The sequence below is a fragment of the Delftia sp. SD018 genome (assembly GCF_017355445.1).
In the GTDB taxonomy this organism is placed as follows: Bacteria; Pseudomonadota; Gammaproteobacteria; order Burkholderiales; family Burkholderiaceae_C; genus Comamonas; species Comamonas acidovorans.
Genome location: NZ_JADDRN010000008.1, coordinates 103,311 through 116,770 on the forward strand (window position 1 = coordinate 103,311; position 13,460 = coordinate 116,770).

The 13,460-nt window shown below is 66.9% G+C and carries 17 protein-coding genes; 6 read left to right on the forward strand and 11 right to left on the reverse strand.

The features are described 5' to 3' along the window. Positions 1-180: 180 nt before the first annotated feature. Positions 181-588: a heme-binding protein gene (locus INR38_RS10580; protein WP_063325750.1), complete on the reverse strand. Its 408-nt coding sequence runs from the start codon at positions 586-588 to the stop codon at positions 181-183. 190 nt (positions 589-778) lie between these two features. Between INR38_RS10580 and INR38_RS10585 the strand changes: the two genes are divergently transcribed. Both INR38_RS10585 and INR38_RS10590 read left to right on the forward strand, forming a co-directional pair. Beyond that, positions 779-1,471, forward strand: a complete 693-nt coding sequence (locus INR38_RS10585) for a Bax inhibitor-1/YccA family protein (protein WP_012206426.1) — start codon at positions 779-781, stop codon at positions 1,469-1,471. A 135-nt stretch (positions 1,472-1,606) separates the two neighbouring features. Beyond that, complete coding sequence (locus tag INR38_RS10590) at positions 1,607-1,966, forward strand: hypothetical protein (protein ID WP_198820203.1); 360 nt, start codon at positions 1,607-1,609, stop codon at positions 1,964-1,966. Positions 1,967-2,067: 101 nt separating this feature from the next. On the opposite strand, the gene rlmD is transcribed toward INR38_RS10590, so the two are convergent. Together rlmD and INR38_RS10600 are read right to left on the reverse strand one after the other, a co-directional pair. After that, positions 2,068-3,540 carry a 23S rRNA (uracil(1939)-C(5))-methyltransferase RlmD gene (rlmD, locus tag INR38_RS10595; protein WP_034395354.1) on the reverse strand — a complete coding sequence of 491 codons (1,473 nt, stop codon included), beginning with the start codon at positions 3,538-3,540 and terminating at the stop codon, positions 2,068-2,070. A gap of 76 nt (positions 3,541-3,616) precedes the next feature. Then, on the reverse strand, positions 3,617-3,934 hold the full coding sequence (locus INR38_RS10600) for a hypothetical protein (protein ID WP_013801667.1): 318 nt from the start codon (positions 3,932-3,934) through the stop codon (positions 3,617-3,619). A 187-nt stretch (positions 3,935-4,121) separates the two neighbouring features. On the opposite strand from INR38_RS10600, the gene INR38_RS10605 reads away from it, so the two are divergent. From INR38_RS10605 to INR38_RS10620, 4 genes are read left to right on the forward strand one after another with little or no spacing between them, the layout of a single operon-like run. Next, positions 4,122-4,682: a MarR family transcriptional regulator gene (locus INR38_RS10605; protein ID WP_207443365.1), complete on the forward strand. Its 561-nt coding sequence runs from the start codon at positions 4,122-4,124 to the stop codon at positions 4,680-4,682. A gap of 32 nt (positions 4,683-4,714) precedes the next feature. Beyond that, a complete protein-coding gene (locus tag INR38_RS10610) occupies positions 4,715-5,584 on the forward strand; it encodes an NAD-dependent epimerase/dehydratase family protein (protein ID WP_207443364.1) in 870 nt (289 codons plus the stop codon). Continuing rightward, entirely contained in the window at positions 5,577-5,981 is a 405-nt protein-coding gene (locus INR38_RS10615) for a DoxX-like family protein (protein WP_012206432.1), read from the forward strand. The genes INR38_RS10610 and INR38_RS10615 overlap by 8 nt, the downstream gene beginning before the upstream one ends. Next, entirely contained in the window at positions 5,978-6,457 is a 480-nt protein-coding gene (locus INR38_RS10620) for a DUF2269 domain-containing protein (protein WP_012206433.1), read from the forward strand. The genes INR38_RS10615 and INR38_RS10620 overlap by 4 nt, the downstream gene beginning before the upstream one ends. Before the next feature lie 28 nt (positions 6,458-6,485). Here the strand turns inward: INR38_RS10620 and INR38_RS10625 are convergent, their stop codons facing one another. From INR38_RS10625 to INR38_RS10660, 8 genes are all read right to left on the reverse strand, one after another. Next, the gene (locus tag INR38_RS10625; protein WP_012206434.1) at positions 6,486-6,701 is read right to left on the reverse strand and encodes a molybdopterin-binding protein; all 216 of its coding nucleotides are present in this window, start codon (positions 6,699-6,701) and stop codon (positions 6,486-6,488) included. A gap of 55 nt (positions 6,702-6,756) precedes the next feature. Then, positions 6,757-7,737 carry an ATP-binding cassette domain-containing protein gene (locus INR38_RS10630; protein ID WP_047218081.1) on the reverse strand — a complete coding sequence of 327 codons (981 nt, stop codon included), beginning with the start codon at positions 7,735-7,737 and terminating at the stop codon, positions 6,757-6,759. 15 nt (positions 7,738-7,752) lie between these two features. Further along, entirely contained in the window at positions 7,753-8,604 is an 852-nt protein-coding gene (gene ssuC / locus INR38_RS10635) for an aliphatic sulfonate ABC transporter permease SsuC (protein WP_207443363.1), read from the reverse strand. 11 nt (positions 8,605-8,615) lie between these two features. Then, positions 8,616-9,776 carry an FMNH2-dependent alkanesulfonate monooxygenase gene (gene ssuD, locus INR38_RS10640; RefSeq protein WP_034395335.1) on the reverse strand — a complete coding sequence of 387 codons (1,161 nt, stop codon included), beginning with the start codon at positions 9,774-9,776 and terminating at the stop codon, positions 8,616-8,618. 38 nt (positions 9,777-9,814) lie between these two features. After that, positions 9,815-10,870, reverse strand: a complete 1,056-nt coding sequence (locus INR38_RS10645) for an aliphatic sulfonate ABC transporter substrate-binding protein (protein ID WP_043820577.1) — start codon at positions 10,868-10,870, stop codon at positions 9,815-9,817. Positions 10,871-10,893: 23 nt separating this feature from the next. Beyond that, positions 10,894-11,895 (reverse strand): sulfonate ABC transporter substrate-binding protein, encoded by a 1,002-nt coding sequence (locus tag INR38_RS10650; protein ID WP_207443362.1) that lies wholly within the window; start codon positions 11,893-11,895, stop codon positions 10,894-10,896. A 149-nt stretch (positions 11,896-12,044) separates the two neighbouring features. Then, positions 12,045-12,224 carry a hypothetical protein gene (locus INR38_RS10655; RefSeq protein WP_207443361.1) on the reverse strand — a complete coding sequence of 60 codons (180 nt, stop codon included), beginning with the start codon at positions 12,222-12,224 and terminating at the stop codon, positions 12,045-12,047. An 80-nt stretch (positions 12,225-12,304) separates the two neighbouring features. Continuing rightward, a complete protein-coding gene (locus INR38_RS10660) occupies positions 12,305-13,327 on the reverse strand; it encodes a sulfate ABC transporter substrate-binding protein (protein WP_013801660.1) in 1,023 nt (340 codons plus the stop codon). Between the last annotated feature and the right edge of the window lie 133 nt (positions 13,328-13,460).

Consider the following 13,460-nt stretch of genomic DNA (forward strand, 5'->3'; position numbering starts at 1 on the left):
AGAGGTCGATTAGCCAGCCAACAAAATCTTCGGATTTTGCGTAGCCAAGCATTTTTTCCCCGTGCTGCAGCGCAGATTGACCAAAGAAAAAGCCCCTGTCCATCGGCACAGGGGCTTTTTCTTGGTTGCATGGATCAGTCCCCAGGGACCGATTCACGCAGCATGGGTGCACAAGGGCTATTACAGGCCCAGAGCAGCGATGCCGGCGCTGGCAACCTGCGCATCCTCGCTGGCCTTGACGCCGCTGACGCCCACGGCGCCCAGGCATTGGCCGTCCTTCATGATGGCCACGCCACCTTCGAGCAGGCCGTCCAGCGTGGGCGCGCTCAGGAAGGCCGTGCGGCCGTTGTTGATCATGTCTTCATAGCCCTTGGTATCGCGGCGGCCCAGGGCCGCCGAGCGGGCCTTGGACGGAGCGATGTGGGCCGACACGGCGGCGGCGCCATCCAGGCGCTGCAGCCACAGCAGGTGGCCGCCGTCATCGACGATGGCAATGGTCACGGCCCACTTGTTCTTCAGCGCCTCGGCTTCTGCGGCGGCGGCAATGGCCTTCACGTCGGCCAGTTCGAGTTCATGCTTGGTCTTCATAAGATTCCAATTATCCATTCCATCACAAATGTCCTATAAGCATAGCAATCGTATGAGGACTGACAATGCATGCGCAGAACAAAACATTCGAAACCAAACCATGGCGGCGGCTCGGGGTATTGCAAGTCGCGCGCAAGCCGCCACCTAGAATGGGCAAGTCGCAACAACACTCCTTCGGAGGACTGGCCACATGAATGATCAAGTCACCACACTGGGCTCTGCGGGCTACGGTGTCTCGCAGCAAGAGCGCAATCGCGTATTGCGCAACACCTACTGGCTGCTGGCCCTGAGTCTTCTCCCCACCGTGCTGGGCGCTTGGCTGGGCGTGGCCACGGGCATCACGCGCTCGCTGAGCGGCGGGTTGGGGCTCATCGTCTTCCTGGGCGGCGCCTTCGGCTTCATGTTCGCCATCGAGAAGACAAAGCACTCGGCAGCCGGCATTCCCGTGCTCCTGGGCTTCACGTTCTTCATGGGCCTGATGCTGTCGCGCATGATCGGCATGATCCTGGGCTTCAAGAACGGCTCCGAGCTGATCATGACCGCCTTTGCAGGCACGGCCGGCGTGTTCCTGGTCATGGCCTCGCTGGCCACGGTGATCAAGCGCGACCTGTCGGGCATGGGCAAGTTCCTGTTCGTCGGCGTGCTGGTGCTGTTCGTGGGCTCCATCATCAACGTCTTCATCGGCTCCACGGCCGGCATGATGGCGATCTCGGTGGCGGCCATCGGCATCTTCAGCGCCTACATGCTCTATGACCTCAAGCAGATCATGGACGGCGGCGAGACCAACTACATCAGCGCCACGCTGGCTCTGTACCTGGACCTGTTCAACGTGTTCCAGAGCCTGCTGGCCCTGCTGGGCATCATGGGCGGCGAACGCGACTGATGCCGCACGCGGAAGGCTTCGCCTTCCCTGCTGCACACCAGAGGCCTCCTTCGGGAGGCCTTTTGCATGTCCGGGATCATCATTTGTGCAAAGCGGACTCAACTTCTTCCGAGGCCTGCCGATAATCTCCTCAAGATGACCATGCCTAATCTTCCCCGCACCTTCGCCATCCTGCTGCTGCCCACGCTGCTCGCCGGCTGCAAGCTGGATGATATTCCGGGCCTGGGACCGGACCCCCGCACCGTCGCCAAGGAGGCCGAGGCCAAGGCCATCGGCGGGGCGTGCCGCCATGCCCTGCGCGGGCTGGAGGATTGCTACACGCTCAACCCCAAATCGTCCAAGGCCCTGGTGTTTGCAGGCTGGAAGGATATGGACGAATACATGCGCGCCAACAAGATGGAAGGCACGCCTTCGGTCCTGGGCCAGAGCGACCGCCGCCGCAGCGACAAGGACGAGGCACCTGCCGAGCCGACCTCAGGCCGCAATCGCAGCTGACCCCTTTTGAGATCCGGATTTGAGATCTGGATCTGCCCGTCAAAAAGCCGTGGCCGCCCGAGGGCTCCACGGCTTTTTTCATGGCACGGGCAGCCAAGCCGTCAGTCTGCGCAGCGCTCGAACACCGCCATGCTCTCCACGTGGGCCGTGTGCGGGAACATGTTGACCACGCCTGCCGACACACAGCGATAGCCGGCCAGATGCACCAGAAGGCCGGCATCGCGCGCCAGCGTTGCGGGATTGCAGCTGACATAGACGATGCGCTCGGGAAAGCGCCAGGCCTCATGCCCTGCCGGCAGGGGCTCGGCGCCTTCGGCACCGATGCGCGCCTGGTGGATGTCGGCCAGGGCCTTGGACAGCGCAAACGCGCCTTCACGCGGCGGATCCACCAGCCACTTGCCGGCCACGCCGTCGGCGAACAGCATCTCGGGCGTCATCTCGAACAGGTTGCGCGCCACAAAGCGCGTGGGCGCGAGCTTGTCGCCCTCTGCGCGCTGTGCGTTGTTGGCCGCGTAGTTTTCATGGGAGCGCTTGACCAGAGTATCGCTGCCCTCGATGCCCAGCACCTCGCGCGCCTGCGTAGCCAGGGGCAGGGTGAAGTTGCCCAGACCGCAGAACCAGTCGATCACCCGCTCGTCTTTCTTGACATCCAGCAGGCGCAGCGCGCGCGTGACCAGCACGCGGTTGATGTGCGGATTGACCTGGGTGAAGTCCGTGGGCTTGAACGGCATGGTGATGCCGAAATCGGGCAGGCCGTAGTCGAGCTGGGCGCCTCCCTGCTCCATGAGGTGCACGGTGTCCGGGCCCTTGGGCTGAAGCCACCACTGCACGTTGTGCTCGACTGCGAAAGCGCGCAGCCGGGCCTGGTCGTCCTCGGACAGCGGCTCCAGATGGCGCAGCACCAGGGCCGTGACGGAGTCGCCGCAGGCAACCTCGATCTGCGGGCAGGTTTCGCGCGCATCCATGGAGGCGATCAGCGCGCGCATGGGCAGCAGCATGGCGTCCACATGGGGCGGCAGGATCTTGCAGGTCTCCATGTCGGCGATGTAGCGGCTCTTGCGCTCGTGAAAGCCCACCAGCACCTTGCCCTTCTTGGCCACATAGCGCACCGACAGGCGCGAGCGGAAACGGTAGGCCCAGGACGGACCTTCGATGGGGCGCAGCAGCGTCTCGGGCTTGACCTTGGCCAGATGCCAGAGATTGTCTTCCAGCACGCGCTGCTTGATGGCCACCTGGGCGCCCACGTGCAGATGCTGCATCTTGCAGCCGCCGCAGGCACCGGCATGCAGACCGAAATTCGGGCAGCCGGGGCGCACGCGCTGGGAAGATTCGCGGTGGATGGCCGTCAGGCTGGCGGCTTCCCAGTTGTTTTTCTTGCGATGGGTGTTGGCGCTGACCAGTTCGGTCGGCAGGGCGCCGTCGATGAATACCACCTTGCCATCGCTCTTGCGGGCCACGCCCTGGGCGTCCATATCCATGGACAGCACCTGCAGCCAGCCTTCGGGCAGTGCAGGGGCGTCGATGTCGGCTTCGGGCAGGTTGTCGGGGATCTTGTTGTCGCGGGGTTCACTCATGGGGCACGATTGTCTCAGGCTCTCCCCTTGCCCTGTTGGCGGCTCCCCAAAAAAGCCCCCAACTCGCTTTTGCCTCTCAGGACCGCGGAGTGCTGCTGCGGCCCAGGTCCCGCTGCCGCTCCTGGCGCGCCCGGGCCAGTTGCTCGCGTTCGGCCAGCAGGTTGATTTCGGTGATGCAGTTGAATTCGTCCAGCGTGAACACCATGGTGGCACCGCGCTCGATCTTGTCCACGGTCTGGTGCAGCGGCAAGGTCAGGTCCACCGGCGGGCGGTTGGAGCGGTAGATCAGTTCCTGCTCGGGCGTGTAGACGGAATAGCAGGCAGCAGACGCGGCCTGCGCCAGCGCGCAGGCGGCCAGCACGGTGATGGCACGCAGGTTTTGCACAGCAGTCATGGTGTTACCCTCAAAACGGCGGCCCGCCTGTGTATGTACTGGGTGGCAGGCCAAGCTGCCCAGCATTATGGAGCAGCACATGCCGCGCCACGCCAGGCGCCGCCTCCGCTCTGCAGCCGGTTTTGATTTTTCAGCTTTCATAAATTTCTCTCTTGACAGAAATTTCAGGCCTGCAGACACTGAGGCCATGCAACTGAGTTCCATCGCACACCGTTTCATCCACCATTGGGGCGACATGGGCAGCTCCTGGGGGGTGAACCGCACGGTCGCCCAGATCCACGCCCTGCTGTTCTTCCATGGCCGCCCGCTCAACGCGGAAGAGATTGCCGACACGCTGGGCGCCGCTCGCTCCAACGTGAGCAACAGCCTCAAGGAACTGCAAGGCTGGGAGCTGATCCGCACCAGCCGCAGGCCTGGTGACCGCCGCGACTACTTCGAGACCTCGTCCGATGTCTGGGAGCTGCTGCGCACCATCGTGCGAGAGCGCAAGCAGCGCGAGTTCGACCCGACCTCCGAGATGCTGCGCGAACTGATCGCCGAGCCTGGCTTCGACGACGAATCCCCCGACACCCAGGACCGCGTGCACGAGACGCTGCGCCTCATGGAGTCACTGGGCATCTGGACCGACGAGATGCTGCGGCTGTCGCCCTCCACGCTGGACAAGCTGCTGCGCCTGGGCGCCAGCGTGCAGCGCTTCGTGCGCTCCGAGGCCGCTGACACCCGCGTCAAGCGCAGACGCCGAGCCTGAAATTTCCGTCACAAGAGAAACTGGAGGTCACCATGCGCATTCTGGTCTGCGGCGGCAACGGCTTCATCGGCCGCCATATCGTCAACCTGCTGGCCCTGGCCGGCCACGATCCCGTGGCGCGCAGCCGCCATTCCCTGCCTGCGCTCGACTACGCCAAGGCCACCACGCCCGACGCCTGGCTGCCGCACCTGGCGGGCGTGGATGCCGTGGTCAATGCCGTGGGCGTGCTGCGCGACAGCGCCTCCCGGCCCATCGATGCCATGCACGCCCAGGCCCCCATCGCCCTGTTCGATGCCTGCGCGGCGGCTGGCGTGCGGCGCGTGGTGCAGATCTCTGCCCTGGGCATAGAAGGCAGTGCCACGCGCTACGCCACCACCAAGCGCGCCGCTGACGAGCATCTGCTGGCACTCACGGCAGCCGGACATCTGCAAGGCTGCGTGGTGCGCCCCAGCGTGGTGTTCGGCGCTGGCGGCGCCAGCAGCGAGATGTTCCTGTCCATGGCGCGCCTGCCGGCGCTGCTGCTGCCGCGCCCCGTGCTGCAGGCCCGCGTGCAGCCGGTGGCCGTGCGCGACCTGGCCGAGGCCGTGGCCGGCCTGGTGACGAGCCCCGAACCCGTGGGCATGATCGAGATCGGTGGCCCCCTGCCCTTGCCGCTGGCCGCGCTGATTGCCAGCCTGCGTGCGCAGATGGGCCGCGCTCCAGCCCGCGTGGGCACGCTGCCCGGCTGGCTCACCCGCGCCAGCGCACGCGCTGGCGACTGGGTCAGCGCCTCACCCTGGTGCAGCGAGACATTGGCACTGCTGGCCAGCGACAACGTCACCGATCCGGCGGGATTGCAAGCCCTGCTGGGCCGGCCCGGCATTGCGCCCGCCCAGTTGCTGGCCACGCTGCGCCATGGGTGAACACCGCCTGCGCCAGGTGCCCCCTTCACAGCGCACCATGCACTTGAGCCTGATCGCCGTCTGGCTGGGCACGGCCCTGGTCAGCGCCATTGAGCACCGCGGCCTGAGCGTGCAGGTGCTGGCCGATGCCGGCATCCACGATGCGCGCTGGCAGACATTCCTGATCTGGAGCGGCCTGCTCGCCGACCTGGCCGTGGGCCTGGCGCTGTGGCTGCGGCCCGGCCGGGAGAGCTATCTGGCGGCCTTGCTGCTGATGGCCGCCATGACCGTGCTGGCCACAGTGCTGCAGCCCACGCTGTGGCTGCATCCGCTGGGGCCGCTGCTCAAGAACCTGCCGATCGCCGCCATGCTTCTGCACCTGATGTCGGCACCTGTCACCCCGAAGGAGTCCGCATGAATCTCTACCTGTTGCTCAAGACGCTGCATATCGCGTCCAGCGTGCTGCTGGTCGGCACCGGCCTGGGCTCGGCCTTCTACATGTTCTTCGCCAACCGCAGCGGCAGCGTCGCTGCCCAGGCCGTGGTCAGCCGCCTGGTGGTGCGTGCGGACTGGTGGTTCACCACGCCCTGCGTGGTCATACAGCCTGTGAGCGGCATTGCCCTGGCCCACATGGCGGGCTGGCCGTTGACCACGCCGTGGCTGGCACTGTCGCTGGGCCTGTACCTGCTGGCCGGCGCCTGCTGGCTGCCCGTGGTCTGGCTGCAGGTGCGCATGGCTGCCATGGCGCGCGGCGCGCACGCAGCGCAGGCCGCCCTGCCCGCGCTGTATGCCGTCTACGCCCGGCGCTGGGAGGCGCTGGGCTACCCGGCCTTCATTGCCATGGCCGTGACCTACTACCTCATGGTCAACAAGCCGATGCTCTGGGGCGGCTGAGCATCGGCAGTGCCTTCAGTGCCTGGCCTCAGAGCTTGGCAATGGACACTTCGGTGGACTTGACCAGGGCCACCACGTCGGAGCCCACGACCAGGCCCAGCTCGTCCACCGAGCGCGTGGTGATCACCGAGGTGACCACGCCCCAGGGCGTTTGCACGTCGACTTCGGAGACGACATCGCCACGGATGATTTCGCGCACCTGGCCCTTGAATTGGTTGCGCACGTTGATGGCTTGAATGGACATGTTTTTCTCCTGGGGATCAAAAGGAATCAAAGGAAGGTTGGGGGAAAACGAAAAGTCAGACGGCCCAGCGCAGGCCATGGGCCGGTACGCCGGGCCAGGCCGTGGTGTCGGTCAGCGGGTTGGAGTCGGGCTCGGCGGCGGGCTTTTGCAGCACGCGGTCGAGAATGCGCTGCTCGATGGCCGCCAGCGCCACGCTGCCGTGCACGCGCGGCCGTGGCAGGGCGATGCGTTCATCCAGCGCGATGCGGCCGTCCTCGATCAGCACCACGCGGTCGGCCAGGGCCACTGCCTCCTGCACGTCATGCGTGACCAGCAGCGCCGTGAAGCCGTGGCGCTGCCACAGGCCTTCGATCAGGCGGTGCATCTCTATGCGGGTGAGCGCATCGAGCGCACCCAGCGGCTCGTCCAGCAGCAGCAGTTGCGGGCGATGCACCAGGGCGCGTGCCAGGGCCACGCGCTGGCGCTGGCCGCCGGACAGGCGTGCCGGCCATTCGCCCTCGCGGTCGGCCAGGCCGACCTGGGCCAGCACTTCGCGGCCACGCTCCTGGGCCGAGGCGGGCAGGCCCAGCGTCACATTGGCCAGCACACGCCGCCAGGGCAGCAGGCGCGCGTCCTGGAACATGATGCGCGTGCCGCCCTGCGCGCCCTGCACGGCGCGGGCGGGCTCGCCGTCCAGCAGCAAGGTGCCGGCCGTGGCCTGCTCCAGGCCTGCGACCAGGCGCAGCAAGGTGCTCTTGCCGCAGCCGCTGCGGCCCACGATGGCGACGAATTCGCCAGGCTCCACCTGCAGTTGCACTTCGTGCAGCACCTCGCGCTGGCCGTAGCGCTTGGTCAGCCCGCCGGCCTGCAGGCGCACGCCACGGCGCGGTGCGGATTGGGGGGATGCGGACTGCGGCGCATCGTCGTTCTGGGCCAGGCGGTCGCTGACGTCCAGGCCATCGGCATCGAACGAGGCCTCCCAGGCCATCGCCGGCGCGGTGGTGTTCAGCTCCACGGCCTGTGCCAGCGTGGTCTTCATACGGTTCCATCGGCTCATGTCGTGCTCCTTGTGTCACTTGGGCTGGTAGCCCGGATGCCAGCGCAGCCACCAGTGCTCCAGCGCACGCGCAAACCAGTCGGCCAGCTTGCCCAGCAGGGCGTACAGCAGGATGCCGACCAGCACCACGTCGGTCTGCAGGAACTCGCGGGCGTTCATGGTCAGGTAGCCGATGCCCGACTGCGCCGAGATGGTCTCGGCCACGATCAGGATCACCCACATCAGGCCCAGCGAAAAACGCAGGCCGACGAGGATGGAGGACAGCGCGCCCGGCAGGATGACCTCGCGGTACAGCTGCCAGCGCGTGAGGCCGTAGCTGCGCCCCATCTCGATCAGCGCAGGGTCCACATTGCGTATGCCGTGGAAGGTGTTCAGGTAGATGGGAAAGAACACCGACACGCTGATCAGGAACAGCTTGGCGCTCTCGTCGATGCCGAACCACAGGATGACCAGCGGAATCAGCGCCAGCGCGGGGATGTTGCGCACCATCTGGATGGTGGAGTCCAGCAGCGTCTCCGCCCAGCGCAGCGAGCCCGTGAGCAGGCCCAGCGCCAGCCCCAGCCCGCCGCCGATGGCCAGGCCACCCAGCGCGCGGCCCGCGCTCACCTGCACATGCTTGAGCAGCTCTCCCGACTCGGCCAGCGCCTGCGCGGCGCGCAGCACATCCAGCGGAGCGGGCAGCACCCGCGTGGACAGCCAGCCCCACGCCGAGGCGGCCTGCCAGACGGCGATCAGCGCCAGCGGCACCAGCCAGGGCACCAGGCGGCGGCCCACGCCGGCCGCAAAGCGCAGCAGCGGCGACCAGGAATCGCCGGTCGGGGGAGCCGAGGAGGCCGGCAGCGCAGTAACGGTACGTGCATCGGACATGCGTGACTCCCTCAGCTTTGCGACGCGCGCGGCGAGTACAGGTTGGCAACGGTCTCGCCCAGCGGCCCGCCCACGCCGCCAGCCAGCCTGTCGCGCACGGACAGCGGCAGCAGCGGGAAGACCAGTTCGGCAAAGCGGTAGGCCTCTTCCAGGTGCGGATAGCCGGACAGCACGAAGGTGTCTATGCCCAGGTCCGCGTACTCCTTGATGCGGTCGGCCACGGTCTGCGCATCGCCCACCAGGGCCGTGCCCGCGCCGCCGCGCACCAGGCCCACGCCGGCCCAGAGGTTGGGGCTGATCTCCAGCTCGGCGCGCGTGCGGCGGCTGCCGCCGGCATGCAGGGCGGCCATGCGGCGCTGACCTTCCGAGTCCATGCGCGCGAAGGCGGCCTGGGCCTGGACCACGGTCTCGTCCTTGAGGCGGCTGATCAGGCGATCGGCATCGGCCCAGGCCTCGTCCTCGGTCTCGCGCACGATGACGTGCAGGCGGATGCCGAATTTCACGCTGCGGCCATGGCGCGCCGCCTTCTCGCGCACATCGGCAATCTTTTTGGCCACCTCGGCCGGGGGCTCGCCCCAGGTCAGGTAGGCATCGACCTGCTCGGCGGCCAGGTCGTGCGCGGCCTCGGACGAACCGCCGAAGTACACGGGCGGATACGGCTTTTGCAGCGGCGGGAACAGCAGCTTGGCGCCCTTGACCGAGAGGTGTTCACCTTCGTAGTCGAGCGTGCCGCCCTCATGGCTGCGCTCAAGGATCTCGCGCCAGATGCGGATGAACTCGGCCGATTGCTCGTAGCGCTGGGCATGGTCGAGGAAGACGCCGTCTCCCTCCAGCTCGGCACGGTCGCCGCCCGTGACCAGATTGATCAGCAGCCGCCCGCCCGACAGGCGGTCGAACGAGGCCGCCATGCGCGCCGCCAGGCTGGGCTGATGCAGGCCGGGACGCACGGCAACCAGGAACTTCAGGCGCTTGGTGACCGGAATCAGGCTGGAGGCGACGACCCAGGGGTCCTCGCAGGAGCGGCCGGTGGGAATCAGCACGCCCTCGTAGCCCAGGCTGTCGGCCGCGATGGCGACCTGCTTGACATAGTCGTGGCTGAGCGGGCGGGCGCCCTCGGCCGTGCCGAGGTAGCGGCTGTCGCCGTGGGTGGGAATGAACCAGAAAACCTGCATGCGCTGCTCCAGTCAGGGGACGGAATCGAGGAAGGAAATCAAAGGGCGGAAGAAGGCCGTGCCGCCGCAGGCTCGGCCAGCCGCGCGTACTCGGCCGCCGAGGGCCGCCAGACGATGTCGGCCACCTGTACCTGGCGCGGAATCAGGCCCAGCCGAAAAAATGCATCGGCCACGCGCTGCTGGTCCACCACGGTCTGCGCAGCCAGCAGGCCCACGGGGGAGCTGGGCCGGCGCGCAATGAAGCGGCTGACCACCGCCGCATCCAGGCCGCTGAAGCCGGCCACCAGGGCCACGGCCTCCTGGCGTGCGCTCTGGGCCAGGCGATCGGCGCGCGTGAGCTCGTCGAACAGCGCGCGCAGCACCTGCGGATGGCGCTCCACCAGTCCGCGAGAGGCCAGGTAGAACGAGGCGTTGCCCGACAGGCCTTCGCCATTGGCCAGCACGCGCGGGCGAATCGCCAGCTCGGTGGCCGCGTAGAACGGGTCCCAGATGGCCCAGGCGTCCACGCTCTTGCGCTCGAAGGCGGCGCGCGCATCGGCCGGGGCCAGGTACACGGGCTGGATCTCGTTCCAGGCCAGGCCCGCCTTGTCCAGCGCGCGCACCAGCAGGTAATGGGCGCTGGAGCCTTTTTGCAGCGCCACGCGCCGGCCCTTGAGGTCGGCCAGGGCGCGCAGCGGCGAGTCCGATGGCACGAGAATCGCCGAGCTCTCGGGCTTGGGCGGCTCGGCGCCCACGTACAGCAGGTCGCGGCCCGCGGCCTGGGCAAAGACCGGGGGTGAATCGCCGGTCAGGCCGAAATCCAGGCTACCGGCGGCCAGGGCCTCCAGCAGCTGGGGGCCGGCCGGAAACTCCAGCCAGCTGACCTTGGTGCCCGCAAAGCGCTTTTCCAGCACGCCCTGCTGCTTGAGGATGACCAGGTTGACGGCCGACTTCTGGTAGCCGATGCGCAACTGCTCGGGCCCGGCCACGGCGGCCGGCGTCTCGGCGCGTGCGTACTGACCGGCCAGGCTCCAGCTGAAGGCGGTGGTGCCCAGCAGTTGCAGGGCCTGGCGGCGCACGCGGTCCAGGCGGGGCTTCTTGGGGATGGCGTTCATGGTGCGGACTCCTTGCATTGGGCTCAGGGACGCGACGCGATCAGGTCCACCGGCGCGGCATGCAGCAGGTTGAGCTTGCGGGGGATGAGCTTGAGCTCGAAGAAGGTGTCGGCGATCTGCTGCTGCTCGGCCAGGATCTCGCGCGTCACGGACGAGGTGCCGAAGCGGGCACGGCTCAGGTACAGCTCGGTGATGGACTTGTCCAGGCCCAGGATGCTGGACAGCTCGGCGGCAGCGGCCGTCTGGTTCTTCGAGGCCCAGCGGTCAATCCCATCGACCTCTTCGATGGCAATGCGCAGCACATCGGCATTGCGCGTGGCGAAATCGCGCGAGGTGAAGTAGTAGGCGCGGTTGTTGACCACGCCCGTGGCATCGGCCAGCAGGCGGGCGTCCAGCGTCTTTTGCGCGGCAGCCAGGAAGGGATCCCAGATCAGCCAGGCATCGACGGAGCCGCGCTCGAAGGCGGCGCGTGCATCGGCCGGCGCCAGGAAGACGGACTGCACATCGCCGTACTTCAGGCCATGCTTTTCCAGCAGCTTGACCAGGAAGTACTGCACGTTCGAGCCCTTGTTGTAGGCCACGCGCTTGCCCTTGAGGTCCTGCACGCTGCGGATGGGCGAATCCTTGGGAACGATCACCGCCTCCAGCCCGGGGCGCGGCACGGTGGCGCCCGCATAGACCAGGGGTGCGCCTGCGGCCTGCGCAAAGATGGGCGGGGCCTCGCCCACATCGCCGAAGTCGATGGAGCCCACGTTCAGCGCCTCCAGCTGCACGGGGCCGGCGTTGAACTCGATCCAGCGCACCGACACGCCCAGCGGCGCCAGCCGCTTTTCCAGCGTGCCCCGGCTCTTCAGGATGGACAGCCAGCCCTTCTGGTGGCCCACGCGCAGCACGCGGTCACCCGCCTTGTCCTGGGCCAGGGCCGGGCCGGCCACCGTGGCGACTGCTGCGGCAAGGCCCGCGCCCAGCAGTTGGCGTCGGCGCCAGTTGGCTGTGTGTCGGGGGAAAGAATCAAACGAGACCATGACGGACATCCTTGGAAGAGTGGTGCGTGGCGCAGGCAAAGCGCTGCCCATGCATGCGCGCGGCATGCAGCCAGAAAACAAAAAAGGGAAGGCGGAGCAAGGGGCAGCCGCCTGCAGGACCAGGCCTGCAGACGCGCCGCACGGAGTCGTCAGGTGCTACATCGCCGGCTGGCGAAGGCCATGGTCTCGAAGCGAGGAAAAGGGCTGGATGCCACCACGCCTGCCACGCCTGCATTGCCTGCCACTCCTGCCTTGTGCATCCGCACGCCTGCCTGCGCCGTGCGGCGCGCGGCCTGCAAAGAGTGGCGGGAGGTCAGGAAGATGGACATGGCGGATCGTGGGGGTTGGCAGGGGTCTGGGAAAGCGGGTGAATCAGTGGGTGGGCGCCGGCCGGGCCGGCGCGCCGCACTCACTTCTTGGTGTAGATCTGGTCGAAGCTGCCGCCGTCGGCAAAGTGGTCCTTGTCGGCCTTGGCCCAGCCGCCAAAGGCCTGGTCGATGGTGACCAGCTCCAGCTTGGGGAACTTGTCCGCGAACTCGGCCTTGACCTTGGCATCGGTGGGACGGTAGTAGTTGCGGCCGGCGATGCGCTGGCCTTCCTCGGAGTACAGGTACTTCAGGTACTCCTCGGCCACGGCGCGCGTGCCCTTCTTGTCCACGACCTTGTCGACCACGGCCACCGAAGGCTCGGCCAGGATGGACAGCGAAGGCACGACGATCTGGAACTTCTCGGGACCGAACTCCTTGAGCGCCAGGAAGGCCTCGTTCTCCCAGGCCAGCAGCACATCGCCCACGCCGCGCTGCACGAAGGTGATGGTGGCGCCGCGCGCGCCCGTGTCCAGCACGGGCACGTTCTTGAACAGCTTGCCGATGAAGTCCTTGGCCTGTGCGTCGCCGCCGTACTTGCGCTTGGCGAATTCCCAGGCGGCCAGGTAGTTCCAGCGCGCACCGCCGCTGGTCTTGGGGTTGGGCGTGATCACCTGCACGCCGGGCTTGACCAGGTCGTCCCAGTCCTTGAGGTTCTTGGGATTGCCCTTCTTCACCAGGAAGACGATGGTGGAGCTGTAGGGCGCCGAGTTGTGCGGCAGGCGCTTTTGCCAGTCGGCCTTGAGCAGGTTGCCGTTCTTGACCAGGGCGTCGATGTCGCCGGCCAGCGCCAGCGTGGCCACGTCGGCGTCGATGCCGTCGATGATGGAACGCGCCTGCTTGCCCGAGCCGCCGTGCGACTGCTTGACGCTCACGTCCTGGCCGCTCTTGGCCTTCCAGTGCTTGGCGAAGGCCTGGTTGTATTCCACGTACAGCTCGCGCGTCGGATCGTAGGAGACATTGAGCAGTTGCACCGACTGGGCCAACGCCGGCAGAGCCGACAGGGTCAAGCCCGCGATCAGGCCGGCGGCGACAGGAAACTTGATAAAGTGGCGGCGAATTTTCATTGGAGTGTCGGTAGAGAGTGGAGACGACGGTCTGGTGCCGTGGAAAGCATTCTCAAAGCCAACTCTTAAAACTCAAACCAATAAGATTTCAGTTTGTTATTCCCAAAACATCTGAATCTCCACAAGACAAGGA